Consider the following 16,937-nt stretch of genomic DNA (forward strand, 5'->3'; position numbering starts at 1 on the left):
CTGTAACCTGACTTTTTGGTCAAAAGACTGGTGGCAAATGGCTCTCTTTAGCGAGATAGACCCATCTTGCCAGACACGCCCAAATGTGGATTGTGTTTGTATTGCGATAAATCGGTGGTCAAGGTCAAGCAATATTCTAATGAAAAATTCCGATCAGGCGCAATTTCGATACAAAAAAGCCCGACACCGGCACGGTATCGGGCTTCTTCATATATTAACAATCAAACCGGACAGTCGGGCTTATTCAGCGTCAGCCTTGGCTGCAGCAGCTTCTGCTTTCTTGGCAGCGCGTGCTTCAGCAACCTTTGCCTTGGCAACGTCGTTCAGCTTGCGAGCGCGAGAGTTGGTTGCCTCAACGATACGAGCGGATTTACCACGACGACCGCGCAGATAGTAGAGTTTCGCACGACGGACTTTACCGCGGCGGATCACTTCAACACCTTCAAGCATCGGGCTGAAAACCGGGAATACACGCTCAACACCTTCGCCATAGGAAATTTTGCGGACGGTGAAAGCCTCGTTCAGGCCGCCGCCGGTACGAGCGATGCAAACGCCTTCATAGGCCTGCACACGGGTACGGGTACCTTCGGTCACGCGCACGTTTACGCGAACAGTGTCGCCAGCGGAGAATTCAGGGATTTCGCGTTTTGCAGCGATTTCGGCCATTTGCTCTTTTTCGAGCTCTTCAATGATATTCATGATGTTCACTCTTGTTGTATCACTACGACCAGAGCGTCCTAAGCAGTCCCGTTGGGCTCATTGATGCCCGCCTTGCCACAAAGGCCCGTTTCGCCGTACTTGTTGGAAATCAGATTTGGGGGTCTATACCCAATGCAGCACCGTTTGTCACCCCCAAAAGTGACTCAAATCGGCGCTTTTCGGCACTAATTGCACCAGAAGCGCGAATGCACCCGCTTTTGCTTCAATAACAACCTGTTTTCAAATCTCACCAACACAAATACACCTTACAAACCCTTTACAGGGAGCGGGTTTCTCCAATCTTCAGGATCACGGCATTTTCCTCGCCAAAGCCCTGATCAATCGCAGCCTGACGAAAACGAACCGGTGCCTCGAACGGGTCCTCTGGTGTCAGCATGATGGTACCCCAATGCATACCGATGGCCTTTTTGGCCCCCACCGCGCGGGCAATGGAGATGGCCTCTTCTGGCGTTGCATGCACCTCAACCATGATGGAAGGTGGTTCATAGGCGCCAATACCAACAATGGCATAGTCAAACGGCCCCGCCTTCTCGCCTACATCCTTGAAAATCTCTCCGGCGGCCGTATCACCGGAAAACCAGATTTTCCCATCGGGTGTTTCAATTGCAAAGCTGGCCCATAGGGTCTTTTTGCGATCAAACAAGCCGCGACCGGAGAAATGCACCGCTGGCAATGTCTTGATCGACAAGCCCGGCATCATCCATTCATCCCACCAGTCCTGCTCAACCACCCTCTTATAGCCACGGCGGGTGAAAAACGAACCCAGTCCGAGCGGGACGATCACCTGCGTCTCCCCCTTATAGGGATAAGCATCGATGGTCTTTTCATCCAGATGATCATAATGGTTGTGGCTCATCAGCAAAATATCAACCTTGGGCAGTTGCTCCACGCTCAAGGCTGCCGGCACGAAACGCTTCGGACCCATTCCCATTTTGCCGGCTCTTTCCTGCAAAAAGGGATCGGTGAGGAGAATTTTGCCACCGGTTCTAATGAGAAAGGACGCATGGCCCAACCATGTTACGCTGGGATTGCTGGCGGATGAAAGCTGCGCTTGCGTCTCGCCATGGTCCACCACATGCCAATCAGGCACCTCCGGCGCCTTGGTCTTGAAGGTCTGCTGATACAGAAAACGGGCAAAATCGCCAAATGTTGCACCCCCTTTGGGGCTTCCCGGCGGATTTTGAAATCTGCCCTTCACACGATTGGATGCTTTTGCGTTTTTTTCTTCCATGAATCCATTGCCTTGAAATTGCTTTGCTCGATCAAAACCACGGCAGCTCTTAAGAGAAAGAAACAGCCGAATACAGACCTTCTATGCTTGATGAGGTATGTATGCTTTTGAAAAATGCAAGCAGAACAGGGCCCAGATCACACAGCCAGATGACACAGTGGAAATCACACAGGCGGATTGCGCAGCGGCACGGGCTGGCGATGCACAATGCTGGTTTTGGTCCGCGCCATATCATGTAGTGGTCCGAGCAATCGGTCCAAGTCACCGATTTCGCGCAAAACCAGACGCGCAACGAAACAGTCTTCACCCGTTACGACAGAACATTCGACAATCTCCGGCAATGCCTCGAGCGTCTTCTCCACGCTATGCAATTTGCCCGGCAGAGGCTCCACCCGCAAAATGGCTTCGAGCGTATAGCCCAGTTTACGCCGGTTGATCCGAATGCCAAATCCTTCGATCACGCCCAGATCTTCCATCCGCAGAATACGATCACGAATCGAGGGCGCAGCCAGACCAACCGCAGCACCGATAGAGCGCAAGCTCATGCGGGAATCCCTGTAGAGCAAATCTAGGATGGCGCGGTCTATATCATCAGCAACAAAATCTGTCATGTAAGCCAATTTATAGATTATACCTCTCAAGAACAATAAAATAGCGCAGAACGAGATAACAAACCACCGATACACCCCATCAGACATCTTCTATCATAGTGGCAACAAACAGGAGTGATAGAAATGAAGATACAACGCATCGCGGCTTTTATAGAAAACGGCCTGGGTGGAAATCCGGCTGGCGTCGTCCTGCTCGACGCGCTTCCCAAGAATGAAGACATGCAGAAGGTGGCAGCCGAAGTTGGCTACTCGGAAACGGTGTTTGCTGCGCCAGATGGCGAGAGTTGGACAACACGCTATTTCTCGCCCGAATCGGAGGTGCCCTTTTGCGGTCACGCAACAATCGCATTGGGCGCTGTGCTCGCCAAAGAGCATGGAGCAGGACGCTATCAGCTCTCCCTCTCGGAGGGGGACATTGACGTAACCGCCAGCATGGAGAATGGACAAAGCCAGTCTACCCTCAGCTCACGGCCGACCCATAGTGAACCAGTCGGTGAGACCGTCATCGATGAAGCGCTTGACTTGTTCGGTTACAAACGGGACGATCTGGACCCCGTACTTCCGGCAAGGCGGATCAATGCCGGTGCGGCCCATCTCTTTTTTGCGCTGAAAAGCCGAGAACAGCTGGCTCGCATGCACTATGATCTCGCAGCTGGGCGCGCCTTCATGCAGCGACATGGTCTGGTGACGGTTGTCTTTGTCTGGCGGGAAAGCGAAGATCTGTTCCATGCCAGAAATGCCTTTGCCTCAGGCGGCGTTCTGGAAGACCCGGCAACAGGGGCTGCGGCCGCAGCCATCGCAGGCATGTTGCGCGACGAAGGCCTGACCGGGCGAACCGAGTTGACCATTCTGCAAGGCGCAGACATGGGCCGTCCTTCGCGCATCAATGTGCAATTTACCGCCCCGATAGGCAGTCCGGTTTTTGTCGGCGGAACATCCTCAGAGATTGAAGACCAGAGCTAAGTGAAAACAGAAAACGAGAGAGCGCTCAGCTCTCTCTCTTCGCTAGCCAAGATTCATAGAGATCAGGGCGGCGTTCTTTCGTCAGCTCGATGGCCTTTTTCTGCCGCCATTCGGCAATCTTGCCATGATGGCCAGAGGTTAGGATTTCGGGGATTTCCCGTCCTTCCCATTCAGTCGGGCGCGTGTAATGGGGATATTCCAGCAAACCGCTCTCGAAGCTTTCCTCTTCCCCTGAAGCGATCTTGCCCATGACACCGGGCAGAAGACGCACAACGGCATCCATCAGCACCATCGCGCCCAATTCGCCGCCGGAAAGGATATAGTCGCCAATGGAAATCTCTTCCAGTTCGCGACCGTCAATCACCCGCTGATCAACCCCTTCAAACCGACCACAAAGCAGAATCACACCACCAGCCTCTTTAAGCTGGTGCACCTTTTCCTGCGTCAAGGCTTTGCCACGGGGAGACAACAGAATACGCGGGCGGGTATCCCCCTCACCCGTCACATGATCAATCGCGCGGGAAACCACATCGGGCCGCAACACCATGCCGGCACCGCCGCCAGCGGGCGTGTCATCCACGTTGCGATGCTTGCCTTCGGCGAAGTCGCGGATGTGAACTGCCTCCAGCGACCAGATTTCATTCTCCAGTGCCCGTCCGGCAAGAGACGTGCCCAGAGGTCCGGGAAACATATCGGGATAAAGGGTCAGAACACTGGCACGCCAAGGCGTTTTCAAGCCTTCCGGCTCATCCTTCTCAAATGGATTTGCTTCCGACATGATCCTTGGAGTTCCTATTCTTTCTTGAGGCCATCCAGCAATTCAGGGGTCTTGGAAAAATCGACCCCCTCACCTTCCTGCGCCTTCTCGTCTTCGTCCGGCTCGTCCAGCAAACCTTCAGGCGGCATGACAAGAACATAGCCCTGCGAAACCTTCACTTCGGGCACAACCTCGCGGGTGAATGGAATATAGTAGCCTTTGCCACGTTTGGGCATGACATCAAGCATATCGCCTGCGCCAAAATCATGGATCGCCACGATGGAGCCAATTGACGAGCCATCTTCAAGCCGCGCGTCCAGCCCGATGAGATCGGAATGATAGAATTCCTCCTCCTCAAGCTCGGGCAGCTGTTCCCGATCGACATAAAGCCGCGTTCCGGTGAGCGCTTCAACATCATTGCGATTGTTGAGCCCTTTGACGCGACAGACAAAAACGGTCTTGGATTCCCGCGCCGACAGAAATTCGAACTGGCGCGTCCCGTCCGCCGTTTCCAGAGGTCCATAAGCGAACAAAGCATCGGGATCATCAGCAAACAGCTTGACCCGCACCTCGCCGCGTATTCCGTGCGCAGCTCCAAACTGGGCAATACAAACCTTGCCCTGAGGATCGGTAGGACCCTTGGCCATGACACTACTCCTTGCCGGCTGCCGGATTACAAGAATCCGGAATCAAAAAGGGAGTCCGGCCATAGCGGGCCGCACTCCCTCAAAAAAGCGAAGATTACTCAGCGCTTGCTTCTTCAGCCGGAGCTTCTGCTTCAGCAGCAGCCTCGGCAGCTGCAGCAGCTGCTTCTTCTTCTTTCATGCGCTGTTCTTCAAGACGTTCCTGAGCTTTCGCACCCGGCAGAGCTTTTTTCGGGTTGTTACGAGCAGGACGGGTTGCCAGACCAGCAGCATCAAGGAAGCGCAGAACACGGTCGGTCGGCTTTGCGCCTTTTTCGATCCAGTGCTGGATGCGCTCTACGTCGAGCTGAACGCGCTGTTCGGAATCTTTTGGAAGCAGCGGGTTGTAAGACCCAACTTTGTCGATGAAGCGGCCATCACGAGGAGAGCGCACATCAGCGATAACGATGCGGTAGTAAGGACGTTTTTTGGAGCCGCCGCGGGCCAGACGAATTTTCAGTGCCATGGAGTTTCCTTTCCAAATTCGGCATATTCTTGTTTCAATGGCCAACTTTTTAGCGACTGCCAGCAGTCCTTGGCCTTGTATTGGATGCAAACGGGATCTTGGAACAGACCCGGCTTAGCGTTTCTTCTTACCTTTGCCGGGCATACCGCCCAGACCGGGAAATTTAGGGCCGCCCAGACCGGGAAGACCTGGCATACCGCCGGGTAATCCTCCTGGAAGACCACCGGGGAGACCGCCACCAGGCAGGCCACCGCCCATTCCTTTGGCCATATCACCCATATCGGGCATCTGGCCGGATTTCTGCATTTCTTCAAGCTGGGCAGGATCTACCTGGGGCATGCCGCCACCGAACAGGCCGCCAAGGCCGCCCTTCTTCTTGCCCAGCATCTTCATCATGTCCGCCATCTGGCGATGCATTTTGAGAAGCTTGTTGATTTCGGACACCTGCACGCCAGCACCAGCGGCAACGCGCTTCTTGCGGCTTGCATTGAGCAGCTTGGGATTGCGCCGCTCGGCCCGGGTCATGGAATTGATGATCGCCACCTGACGGTTGACGACGGAATCATCAAGATTGGCAGCCGACATCTGCTTTTTCAGTTTGCCGATACCCGGCATCAATCCCATGATGCCGCTCATACCGCCCAGCTTGGCCATCTGGCCCAACTGATCCTTGAGATCCTCAAGATCGAATTTGCCTTTGCGCAGCTTTTCAGCAGCGGCGGCAGCCTTCTCGGCATCGATATTTTCGGCTGCTTTTTCAACCAGCGAAACGATATCGCCCATGCCCAGAATACGGCCGGCAATACGTTCGGGATGGAATTCTTCCAGCGCATCTGCTTTTTCGCCGGTACCCATCAGCTTGATCGGCTTGCCGGTAACCGCGCGCATGGAAAGAGCCGCACCACCGCGTCCGTCACCATCAACACGGGTCAGCACGATGCCGGTGACATCGCAGCGTTCGTCAAAGCTTTTGGCCACATTGACGGCGTCCTGACCGGTCAGGCTATCGGCAACCAGCAGAATTTCATGCGGGTTGGTGACCTTGCGGATTTCTTCCATCTCAACCATGAGAGGCTCATCCACATGGGTCCGGCCAGCGGTATCGAGCATGACCACATCAAAGCCACCGAGCTTGGCGGCATTGATGGCGCGTTCTGCAATCTGTGTTGGCGTCTGGCCAGCCACAATCGGCAGCGTCGCGATGTCATTCTGTTCACCAAGCACCCGCAGCTGTTCCTGCGCGGCAGGACGGCGGGTATCGAGCGAGGCCATCAAAACTTTCTTGCGATCGCGGGTCTGCAAGCGCAACGCGATCTTGGCCGTCGAGGTGGTTTTACCAGACCCCTGCAGACCAACCATCATGATGGGCACTGGCGATGGCGCATTCAGATCAATAACCTTGGCATCGGCGCCGAGCATCTCGACCATCTGGTCATGCACCAGCTTGATCACCATCTGCCCTGGGCTGACCGACTTAATCACTTCAACGCCAACCGCCTTCTGTTTCACCTGCTCGGTGAACTGGCGCACGACATCCAGAGCAACGTCCGCTTCGATCAGGGCGCGACGAACTTCGCGCAGGGCAGCATTGACATCGGACTCGCTAAGCGCACCGCGCTTGGAGAGCTTGTCAAAAATGCCGCTTAGGCGATCTGATAGCGATTCAAACATGCATTGCTCCTTCGTTGCTTCCCATCAGTAAGACATCTTTCCAATTTGGGCCTTTCCGCCTCATCTGCCAAGCAGATCCCCTAAAGAAAACCGCATAGCAAAAATACATCCGAGGGCGCAACGCGCTGTCGGATGTGGACTTCCCGGTTCTCTTTACACCTTTGCGGGACCGGGTCAGTGGCTCAAATTGTCTTGTCTCGTGATGAGAATGGGCGGTTTCTACGCAATATTGCTCTCTGCGTCAACTGGATTCAGCGCTGAATGCAATGAAAAGGCCAGATTTCAGGCCTTTTTACAAAAGTTCAGCACGCAATTCATCAATGGTGGCGACAATCTTGTCTGTTCCCGCCGTCTCAAACTCTTCTCTGGAGCCATAGCCCCAGAGCAGGGAAACGGTCTTCATGCCGTTGGCCTTGCCACCCAGAATATCATGCTTGCGGTCTCCGATCATCACCGAGCTTGACGCATTGGCGCCGGTCTTTTCTAGCGCATAGGTCAGAAGATCGGCCTTGTTGCCTCGTGTTCCATCCAGCTCGGCCCCGAACACGGCATCAAAATAGGAGGCCAATTCAAAGCGCTCCAGAATCGGATTGGCAAAGACATGCGGCTTGGAGGTTGCCACATAAAGCGGATGCCCTGCCGCCTTCAACTCACTCAGAAGCTCCGGAATGCCCGCATAGACCTCATTTTCATACAGCCCTGTCACCGAATAATGCTCGCGATAGGCAAGGACCCCCTCTTCTGCGCGTTCGGGACCAACCATCACAGCAAAGCTTTCCGGCAATGGGGGGCCGATGACCCAGTCGAGATCGTCCGGAACCTCGGAAATCCCGAGCTTGTCGAGAGCATAATGGGTGGAGCTGATGATGCCTGCCTTTGGGTCGGTCAGAGTGCCATCAAGGTCGAAGAATAGAGAAGTCATGAAAAACCACTGTCATTGTCTGGCTGCGTTTGCGAAGAAAAGTCAGACAGCCTTGCTAATCATCGTCGGCTCGGAGAAAACACCGGCTGTCATGAGGTTGTCATCCATCACTTCGCGAATGCGCATGGAAGGTTTGTAGGCCAGAACGCGATTGCGTCCGTCCTTCTTGGCAAGATACATAGCATAATCAGCTGCGGTGAACAGATGATCAAAGCTTTTCCCGACTGTTTTCACTGACACATAGCCTATACTCAAAGTGAAACTAATCGGGGCACCCTTATAATCAAAGGAGGTCTGCTCGATTTTACGTCGCACTCTCTCCAGAATGGCCGCGTGATCATATCCTTTGCCGCCCAAATAGATGGCAAATTCTTCCCCCCCCATACGCCCCATCAGAGCGGAGGTAGGCAATTGCAGTTTGGTAGTCTTCACAAAGTCGATGAGCACCTTATCGCCTGCATCATGACCATATGTGTCATTGATCGTCTTGAAATGATCAATATCCAGAATAGCCATAATAGCATCCGGTCCGCTATCAGGTAGTACGCCATTGATGCCTTTGACAAAGGCACGGCGATTGGAGATACCAGTTAAATCATCTGTTTCGGATGCGATACGATGTCTCTTTTCAGCCTTGTCCTTGATGAGAATCACCGTAGATATCGCCATCATCGTTGTGTTGAAGAAAATTTCCAGCAAGAACAGCTTCCACCATCCCGCTTCCATGCGCCCATTGATCACGGCAGCTGGCTGGGTCAGTGTGAAGAAGACGACGAAGCCACGAATGATGCCATGGACCACCAGGACGATTGATGTCGGCACTGCCATTGGCAAAGCCCGATTGCCAGCACCATTAAAGACAAGATGGGCATTGCTAAAGGCGACGCCCATGACAAACAGGGACTGCACCAAGGCATTCATATTCGGATCGGAATAGAGCCAGGGCGCCGCACCAGCCAAAATCAGATAGACAAACGGGGCAACAAAGAAAGGCCAAGTCGGCGTCTTGTGACCGTTAAAGGCCCGAAAACCGGCAATCATGCCCAAATTGGATGTAATCACCACAGCCGTGCATAACGCTGGAGCGAAGGATCCCAGTATCTCCTGCAATGCCAGAAAGGCAGCAGCCACAACACCCAGAACATAAGCCAACAACCAATATCCAGCGGCCGGTTCATCGGTATTGGTCCGCCAAACCACAGCCATCGTGGATGCCGAGACAAGCAAAGATAAAAATAGACAAGCATAAATAGACGCAATATCAAGCGCATTAAGCATAGATAAACGAGCCCCCAGTTGCATGCAGGCTAATCCAAAACTCTAAAAATAATCATAATCGTTACGATGAAATCGATTGCATTTTGGCGAAAAGGACAAGCACTCTGCTTTCAGCGACGGCCCGGTCCACACAGCTTTTCAAGCAAAGCGCAATCCGGCCCGCGAACAGAATGCCAACGGGGCACACACAAATGATTTTTCCTCACAAGGCCGCCTCTATCATTTTTCGCCAAAAGCGGTACATTGTCGCCAACAACAAACACAATCTCCCCAAGCCGGAAAATAGGGACTTATGGAGATGAAAAAGCCTACGGAGCCCCCCATGTCACCTACACCTTCAGATCAGAAAGCCCATTTCTGGCTACGTGACGAAGATCGCAGCACCGAACGCCGCACCGCATTGACACCCAAAAATGCCAAATTACTGATCGAAAAAGGATTTTCCGTAACGGTCGAGAAAAGCGAAAAGCGCGTCTGCACCAATGAGGACTATGAAGCCGTAGGCTGCGCCCTCGCCGAGCCGCGTTCATGGGTGGATGCTCCGAAGGAAACGGTTATTCTCGGTCTCAAGGAACTGGCAGAAACGCCGGACAAACTGCCTCACCGGATGATCCATTTTGCCCATATCTACAAAGACCAGACCGGCTGGGAAAAGGAGATGGCTCGCTTCGTCAATGGCGAAGGCCTGCTTTATGACATCGAATTCCTGACCAACGAAAACGGACGCCGCGTTGCCGCCTTTGGCTATTGGGCCGGATGGATGGGAGCCGCTCTGGGCGCATTCCGCCTCTTGGAACGCCGCGCTGGCCGCAATGAGATTACCAAGGGAGTCTCCCCGTTCGAAAGCCAGCAGGCGATCATAGACAGATTGAAAGCGTTGGCCGAAGAAGGCGAAGGCGATCTGCCAACCGCCATCGTCATTGGCGCCAAGGGCCGTTCCGGCACAGGGGCTAGCGAATGCCTTGAAGCCATCGGCATGACAGTAACCAAGTGGGACATCGAGGAAACCCGCATCCTCGACCGGCGGGCTCTTCTCTCTCACGACATGATGGTCAACTGCGTGCTCATGTTTGGCCCGGGCCTGTTGCTCGCCAACAAGACCCATTTAGCGGCAGAAGGCGCAAAGATGAAGGTCATTTCCGACGTATCCTGCGATCCATTCTCCGATTTCAATCCCTTGCCGATCTACAATGCCCCGACCAGTTGGGATGCTCCGGTGATTGAAGTGGCAAAGAATGGATTGGGCGACGCTGTTGAGGTCACCTCCATCGACAATTTGCCTTCCCTTTTGCCAGCTCAGGCAGCGGAAGAATTTTCAGACCAATTCATCACCTCGCTCCTGCGTTTTGATGATGGCATCGAGTGGAAGAACGCCAAAGCCAAATTCGAGGAAGTCCGCGCAAAAGCTAATCTCTGACAGCCTGTTCAAGGCCACAGGCCGACATTTCTTCTGACTTGTTTCAAGGGTGCGAGCAATTATCGCACCCTTTTTCTTTGAACAATCCCGTCAGACCGACTTATTGCCAATCGAAAAATGATGAATTTTCACAAAACTGAAACCAAGGACTTCTCTACTTGCAGACGACCTTTCGAAAACTCTCACGGAAAGTTCATTGATTGAATGCAATTAAACCATTCAATCAGTAGAAAGCCTGATTATATAATCTGAAGGCCATAAATTTTTGGCGAACCTGACCGGATTACTTAATGCAATAATGGGGACCAACCATGCATAAAATCGCTCTTGCTACCATCGCTTTGTCATTAATTGCTGCACCAGCCCTCGCTGGTCCGAAAGAAGACGCTGTTGCCGAACGCCAAGCCTACTTCAAAAAACTTGGTGGCAACATGGGCCCTCTGGCCAAGCTGCTCAAAGGCGACTATGACGCCGCAACCGCTCAGCAGCATGCAGATGCACTAGCAGACCTCACAACACAGGATATCAGTGGACTGTTTGTTGAAGGCACTTCCACCGAAGACATGCCCGGCAAAACCGAAGCGCTTCCGGTTATTTGGGAAGACATGGATGGCTTTGCCACCAAATATGAAGCATTGGCAACGGCAGCGGCCAACCTGAAGGCTGAAGCCGGCAAAGGCAAAGCCCAGCTGGCCGCCGCTTTTGGCCCTGTTGGTGCCTCTTGCAAAAGCTGCCACGATGGCTTCCGCGACTAATCAACAAAGGAGCCGGGTATAGGTTGATACCCGGCTCCACTTTATTTGATATTCATTTGCAGCACGAAACACAGGCTATGACAATGAACGAACAGCCAGAACAAGACCCGAATCTGGAACGCATCCGTCTTTGGGATCCAGCCATCCGCCTATTTCACTGGACCTTGCTCATTTGCGTTGTCGCCGCCTGGGGGCTGGGCGAATTTGGCCCGGATATCATGACCCTGCATTTCTATTTCGGCTATGCTGTTGCCGCGCTGCTGGGCTTTCGTCTGATCTGGGGACTGGTAGGGCCAAAAGTGGTGCGCTTTACCCATTTTATCTATAGCCCGAAAACAACGCTCTCCTATGCCTCGAAAATCATGGAACGCAAACCCAGCTACTGGCGCGGCCATAATCCGGTCGGCGCTCTGGCAGTCTTTGCCTTGATGGGTATCCTCATCGCTCAGGTCGCAACAGGTCTGATGGGAGATCCCGATGATTATATCAATGTCGGTCCGCTGGCCAGTTATGTTGGCTATGACACCGCCACGTTGGCCATCGAGATCCACGAAACACTGGCACCTATCCTGCTCTTGCTGGTGCTCGTTCACGTCGCCGCTATCGGCTTTTACAAGGTCTGGAAACGCGAAGACCTGATCAAGCCCATGATCACCGGCTGGAAATGGGTCAAAAAAGCAGAAACCGACTGATTTCAAACACCGCTATCAGCGATCAGATTGTGCTGAGCAGGATGCTTGTCTCACTGTTCAGCACCCCCTCGATCAAGCGGACCTCGCGCAGAACCCGGTCGAAATCCGACAGGGACGCTGTCTGGATTTCCGCTACAAGATCCCACGCCCCATTCGTCGTATGCAATGTGTGAAGCTCCGGCATGCCACGCAGCTTCCGGATCACCTGCGACGTCGATTTCCCCACTACCTCAATCAGCATGATTGCGCGAATACCATCCAGCTCATAATCTTCGCGCACACGCACCGTGTAGCCAAGAATCGCACCTGACTCCATCAGACGATCAAGCCTGTTCTGCACTGTCCCCCGCGAGACTTGCAGAATATCGGCCAGTTTGGAGAGTGGCGCACGCCCGTCATGGCGCAAAAGCGAGATGAGATCCCGATCCAGCTGATCAAAAATATGCTTGGCCCCTTGCGTCACCATGTAGTTTGCCCTCTCTCCCCTCGGAATATATGACCAATTCTGACGAATTGCCCAATTTTCACTTTAAATTTGTATAATCACTTATCATTTATTGAAGGGTTTTGCCATTTTTTCTGAAAATTTGTCTCGCTATTCTAATAGGACAATCATGATCCATCCGCTGCGCCGACCATCATCATGTCAGGTGCCCACAGAATGGATCCAAAGGCCTTCAGAGCCGCCTTCTTACAGATTTTCAGGAACGCATCCCATGCCAGCACCACAGAAAGACACACTCAATCTTGTTCCCTTTGTCAGCGTCGACAACATGATGAAGCTGATCCTGTCCATCGGCGTAGAAGAAGCAATCGAGGGGATAGCAGCCCAGATTGAAGCCGATTTCAAACGCTGGGAAAGCTTCGACAAGACGCCCCGCATCGCATCCCATTCCAAAGAAGGCGTCATCGAACTGATGCCGACCAGTGACGGCGAAGTCTATGGCTTCAAATATGTCAACGGCCACCCGAAGAACACCAAGGAAGGCTTGCAGACGGTCACAGCTTTCGGGCTTCTGGCCGATGTTTATACCGGTTATCCGGTGCTGCTGACAGAAATGACCATCCTCACTGCGCTCAGAACCGCAGCCACCTCCGCCGTTGCCGCCAAATATCTTGCACCAAAGAATGCAAAGGTCATGGCGATGATCGGCAACGGGGCACAATGCGAATTTCAGGCTCTGGCCTTCAAGCGCATTTGCGGCATCGATACCGTGCGCCTGTTTGACATTGACCCGATTGCCACCGACAAGGCGGAATTCAATCTGAAGGATTCCGGCCTCAAGGTTGTGCGCACATCAAGCCATCAGGAATGCGTCTCCGGCGCGGATATCATCACCACCTGCACCGCTGACAAACAGTGCGCCACCATCCTGACCGACAACATGGTTGGCTCGGGCCAACATATCAACGCCATCGGCGGCGACTGTCCGGGCAAGACGGAGCTGCATGGCGACATTCTGCGCCGTTCGGATATTTTCGTCGAATATCCGCCACAAACACGCATTGAAGGCGAAATCCAGCAGCTGGATCCGGACCATCCGGTCAAGGAACTCTGGAAAGTGATGACCGGACAGGAAGAAGGACGCACCTCCGAAGGTCAGATCACCCTGTTTGATTCCGTCGGTTTTGCCATCGAAGATTTTTCCGCCCTGCGCTACATCCATGATGTCATCAAGGGCACGCCATTCTACGACGATCTCGACATGCTAGCCGACCCTGACGAACCCCGCGATCTCTACGGCATGGTCCGCCGCGCAGAAAAGTCTCTGGCCGCTGCCGAATAGGCTTGGCATCCGGGCGAGAAGTAAAAAACGCGATCAATTTCAGGTCTCCACGCACTGCGCGGGGGCCTTTTCTTATGCCCTCAACTGATATCCGGTTTTTCCCTTATACGAAAGAATGAACAGGCACAAATTGGTTATATTCCAAGTTTTTATTTGCCTACTGGTCAAGGAAATTCAGAAAATACAAGAATAAAGTGACAAAATTTTCCTAATTGTTTAGCGAAACCCTTTTTCCTTCATGATGCTCTAGGCAATTGGTGGAATATTTTCTGTCCCGACCTCAGATATCATACAATTATACCTCCATATTACATACCAAAGAGCAATACCGCACACGTAGACGCTCTGCTATCGCCTAAGCATAATAGTCTGAACAACAAACCGAGCATCACCGCACCAAACACGCTCAAAAGGGGATGGTGCACAATTTCAATAGACGAGTTCTGGGAGGAACGCATGTCGGAGAACGTCTATCCTGTACCGACGGATGTGGCATCACATGCCCTGATCGATAACGATGCCTATTTGTCCATGTACAAGCAGTCAGTGGAAGATCCGGAAGCCTTCTGGGGAGAACACGGCAAACGCCTTGATTGGATCAAACCCTTTACCAAGGTGAAGAACACATCCTTCGATTATCACAATGTTTCCATCAAATGGTTCGAAGATGGCACGCTCAATGTGTCCGCCAACTGCATCGACCGTCATCTGGAAAAACGTGGCGATCAGACTGCGATCATCTGGGAGGGAGATGATCCGGCTGACGACGAGCATATCACCTATAGTCAGCTCCATGAGCGGGTCAGCAAACTGGCCAACGCCTATAAGGAAATGGGCGTCGGCAAGGGTGATCGCATCATTCTTTATCTGCCAATGATCCCGGAAGCAGCCTATGCCATGCTGGCATCGGCCCGCATCGGCGCCATTCATTCCATCGTCTTTGGCGGCTTTTCGCCCGATGCGCTGGCTGACCGCGTCAACGGCTGTGAAGCCAAGCTTGTGGTTACAGCCGACCAGGGCCTGCGAGGCGGCCGGACCGTTCCGCTAAAAACCAACGTGGACACCGCGCTTGAAAAGGTCGATCACGACGTCAAGACACTTGTCGTCAAGCGCACCGGCGGCGACGTGCCCATGACCAGTGGTCGCGACTTCTGGTATGAATATATGGTGGCCAAGGCCTCAGCCGATTGCCCGCCAGAACCGATGAATGCGGAAGATCCGCTCTTCATTCTCTATACGTCCGGCTCCACCGGCAAGCCAAAGGGCGTGGTGCACACCACTGGCGGCTATCTGGTTTACGCCTCCATGACCCATCAATATGTCTTTGACTATCATGAGGGCGATATCTACTGGTGCACCGCAGATGTGGGCTGGGTCACCGGCCATTCCTACATTGTCTATGGTCCGCTCGCCAATGGCGCGACCACGCTGATGTTCGAAGGCGTGCCCAACTATCCATCGCCTTCCCGCTTCTGGGATGTCTGCGACAAGCATAAGGTCAACATTTTCTACACGGCACCAACCGCCATTCGCTCACTGATGGGCGCCGGATCTGAACATGTTGAAAAAGCAGATCTTTCTTCTCTGCGCATTCTTGGCTCAGTGGGTGAACCCATCAATCCTGAAGCCTGGAAATGGTATTATGAAGTCGTCGGTAAAGAGAGATGCCCGATTGTCGATACATGGTGGCAGACGGAAACCGGCGGCATTCTGATCACGCCGCTACCCGGCGCCACCGATCTCAAACCTGGCTCGGCCACGCGCCCCTTCTTTGGCGTTCAGCCAGTCATGCTCGATAATATGGGCAATGAAATCGGGGAAACCGCATGCGAAGGCGTGCTCTGCATTGCCGACAGCTGGCCGGGCCAGATGCGTACGGTCTATGGCGATCATGACCGCTTTGTCTCGACCTATTTCGAAACCTTCAAGGGCTACTATTTCACCGGTGACGGCGCCCGCCGTGATGCAGATGGCTATTACTGGATCACCGGCCGCGTTGATGATGTGATCAACGTTTCTGGCCACCGTATGGGCACAGCGGAAGTGGAAAGCGCTCTTGTGGCTCATGAAAAGGTATCCGAAGCCGCCGTGGTGGGCTATCCGCACGATATCAAGGGTCAGGGCATCTATGTCTATGTCACCCTGATGGAAGGCGAAGAGGAAAGTGAAGAGCTGCGCAAGGAACTGCGCAACTGGGTCCGCCATGAAATCGGCCCGATCGCTTCGCCGGACCTCATCCAGTTCGCTCCGGGCCTGCCGAAAACCCGTTCTGGCAAGATCATGCGCCGCATTCTGCGCAAGATAGCCGAAGACGATTTCGGATCACTGGGCGATACCTCGACACTGGCTGATCCAACTGTGGTGGAAGATCTCATTGATAACCGCCAGAACCGGTAAGATCTGGACATAGACGCAAAAGAAAAACCCCGTCGGCCAATCCGGCGGGGTTTCTTTATGCCTTCAACGGTCTGCAGGCCGACAATAACGCATCAAATAGGTGGGAAAGATGATCCCGTTCGGCAGCTCGACCTCATCTTCACACACCGCTTCAAACCCAAGCGAATGGTAAAAGGACATCCCGCTCAAGGATGCCTGACAATCAAACTGGACAATATCGGGCGCTGCATTGAGACAACGATCAAAAAGCGCCCGACCGATGCCATGACGCATCCAATCGGGATGCACGACGAACTGGCGGATATGACCAACGCCGGCGACGCTCGGCAGGCCATGATAATCACGGCTCCAGCCCCCTGCCCCAACCAACAGATCGTCATCAGCCTCAGCCACATACAGCTGGCCGGACTGAATAAGAGGTTTGGAAACCTGAGAAATAAAGGGAACGGATTGTTCAATTAGATCAGGAGCATAAGCACCAGACAGTCCGCTTGAAAAAGACAAGACGCTCAGATGAACAAGAGCTTCAAAATCAGAAAGTGTGGCTGATCGCAGACGGTATGACATCCCAGACACCCATTTTGCGC

17 protein-coding genes are annotated in these 16,937 nt (G+C 53.4%); 6 read left to right on the plus strand and 11 right to left on the minus strand.

All coding sequences use genetic code 11. The features are described from left to right. Positions 1 to 240: 240 nt before the first annotated feature. The 3 genes from rplS to BM258_RS11210 all read right to left on the minus strand — a co-directional run bounded on the left by rplS (position 241) and on the right by BM258_RS11210 (position 2,562). A complete protein-coding gene (rplS, locus tag BM258_RS11200; protein WP_090072274.1) occupies positions 241 to 699 on the minus strand; it encodes a 50S ribosomal protein L19 in 459 nt (152 codons plus the stop codon). A 277-nt stretch (positions 700 to 976) separates the two neighbouring features. After that, a complete protein-coding gene (locus BM258_RS11205; protein WP_090072276.1) occupies positions 977 to 1,951 on the minus strand; it encodes an MBL fold metallo-hydrolase in 975 nt (324 codons plus the stop codon). A gap of 164 nt (positions 1,952 to 2,115) precedes the next feature. After that, positions 2,116 to 2,562 carry an Lrp/AsnC family transcriptional regulator gene (locus BM258_RS11210; protein ID WP_090072278.1) on the minus strand — a complete coding sequence of 149 codons (447 nt, stop codon included), beginning with the start codon at positions 2,560 to 2,562 and terminating at the stop codon, positions 2,116 to 2,118. Between the two features lie 123 nt (positions 2,563 to 2,685). Here BM258_RS11210 and BM258_RS11215 point away from each other — a divergent pair, with 123 nt between their 5' ends. After that, on the plus strand, positions 2,686 to 3,525 hold the full coding sequence (locus BM258_RS11215; protein WP_090072279.1) for a PhzF family phenazine biosynthesis protein: 840 nt from the start codon (positions 2,686 to 2,688) through the stop codon (positions 3,523 to 3,525). 25 nt (positions 3,526 to 3,550) lie between these two features. Here the strand turns inward: BM258_RS11215 and trmD are convergent, their stop codons facing one another. From trmD to BM258_RS11245, 6 genes are all read right to left on the minus strand, one after another. Beyond that, a complete protein-coding gene (gene trmD / locus BM258_RS11220; RefSeq protein WP_090072281.1) occupies positions 3,551 to 4,303 on the minus strand; it encodes a tRNA (guanosine(37)-N1)-methyltransferase TrmD in 753 nt (250 codons plus the stop codon). Positions 4,304 to 4,317: 14 nt separating this feature from the next. Further along, positions 4,318 to 4,929, minus strand: a complete 612-nt coding sequence (gene rimM, locus BM258_RS11225) for a ribosome maturation factor RimM (protein WP_090072283.1) — start codon at positions 4,927 to 4,929, stop codon at positions 4,318 to 4,320. A 94-nt stretch (positions 4,930 to 5,023) separates the two neighbouring features. Continuing rightward, the gene (rpsP, locus tag BM258_RS11230) at positions 5,024 to 5,431 is read right to left on the minus strand and encodes a 30S ribosomal protein S16 (protein WP_090072284.1); all 408 of its coding nucleotides are present in this window, start codon (positions 5,429 to 5,431) and stop codon (positions 5,024 to 5,026) included. A 114-nt stretch (positions 5,432 to 5,545) separates the two neighbouring features. Further along, complete coding sequence (ffh, locus tag BM258_RS11235; RefSeq protein WP_090072286.1) at positions 5,546 to 7,102, minus strand: signal recognition particle protein; 1,557 nt, start codon at positions 7,100 to 7,102, stop codon at positions 5,546 to 5,548. Between the two features lie 292 nt (positions 7,103 to 7,394). Continuing rightward, positions 7,395 to 8,024, minus strand: a complete 630-nt coding sequence (locus BM258_RS11240; RefSeq protein ID WP_090072288.1) for an HAD family hydrolase — start codon at positions 8,022 to 8,024, stop codon at positions 7,395 to 7,397. A 42-nt stretch (positions 8,025 to 8,066) separates the two neighbouring features. Continuing rightward, positions 8,067 to 9,230 (minus strand): GGDEF domain-containing protein, encoded by a 1,164-nt coding sequence (locus BM258_RS11245; RefSeq protein ID WP_175528037.1) that lies wholly within the window; start codon positions 9,228 to 9,230, stop codon positions 8,067 to 8,069. A gap of 394 nt (positions 9,231 to 9,624) precedes the next feature. On the opposite strand from BM258_RS11245, the gene BM258_RS11250 reads away from it, so the two are divergent. The 3 genes from BM258_RS11250 to BM258_RS11260 all read left to right on the plus strand — a co-directional run bounded on the left by BM258_RS11250 (position 9,625) and on the right by BM258_RS11260 (position 12,166). Beyond that, a complete protein-coding gene (locus tag BM258_RS11250; RefSeq protein WP_175528038.1) occupies positions 9,625 to 10,719 on the plus strand; it encodes a saccharopine dehydrogenase in 1,095 nt (364 codons plus the stop codon). Positions 10,720 to 11,030: 311 nt separating this feature from the next. Next, positions 11,031 to 11,474: a c-type cytochrome gene (locus tag BM258_RS11255; protein WP_090072293.1), complete on the plus strand. Its 444-nt coding sequence runs from the start codon at positions 11,031 to 11,033 to the stop codon at positions 11,472 to 11,474. Between the two features lie 83 nt (positions 11,475 to 11,557). Then, on the plus strand, positions 11,558 to 12,166 hold the full coding sequence (locus tag BM258_RS11260) for a cytochrome b/b6 domain-containing protein (protein WP_090072676.1): 609 nt from the start codon (positions 11,558 to 11,560) through the stop codon (positions 12,164 to 12,166). 22 nt (positions 12,167 to 12,188) lie between these two features. Here the strand turns inward: BM258_RS11260 and BM258_RS11265 are convergent, their stop codons facing one another. Then, positions 12,189 to 12,632, minus strand: a complete 444-nt coding sequence (locus tag BM258_RS11265; protein ID WP_090072295.1) for an Lrp/AsnC family transcriptional regulator — start codon at positions 12,630 to 12,632, stop codon at positions 12,189 to 12,191. A gap of 250 nt (positions 12,633 to 12,882) precedes the next feature. Here BM258_RS11265 and BM258_RS11270 point away from each other — a divergent pair, with 250 nt between their 5' ends. Further along, complete coding sequence (locus BM258_RS11270; protein WP_090072296.1) at positions 12,883 to 13,953, plus strand: ornithine cyclodeaminase; 1,071 nt, start codon at positions 12,883 to 12,885, stop codon at positions 13,951 to 13,953. A 456-nt stretch (positions 13,954 to 14,409) separates the two neighbouring features. Beyond that, positions 14,410 to 16,350, plus strand: coding sequence for an acetate--CoA ligase (gene acs, locus BM258_RS11275; protein WP_090072298.1), 1,941 nt, complete (start codon positions 14,410 to 14,412; stop codon positions 16,348 to 16,350). Between the two features lie 63 nt (positions 16,351 to 16,413). Here the strand turns inward: acs and BM258_RS11280 are convergent, their stop codons facing one another. Then, on the minus strand, positions 16,414 to 16,917 hold the full coding sequence (locus BM258_RS11280) for a GNAT family N-acetyltransferase (RefSeq protein ID WP_090072300.1): 504 nt from the start codon (positions 16,915 to 16,917) through the stop codon (positions 16,414 to 16,416). Positions 16,918 to 16,937 lie beyond the last annotated feature (20 nt).

The organism is Cohaesibacter marisflavi (genome assembly GCF_900115225.1).
GTDB lineage: Bacteria > Pseudomonadota > Alphaproteobacteria > Rhizobiales > Cohaesibacteraceae > Cohaesibacter > Cohaesibacter marisflavi.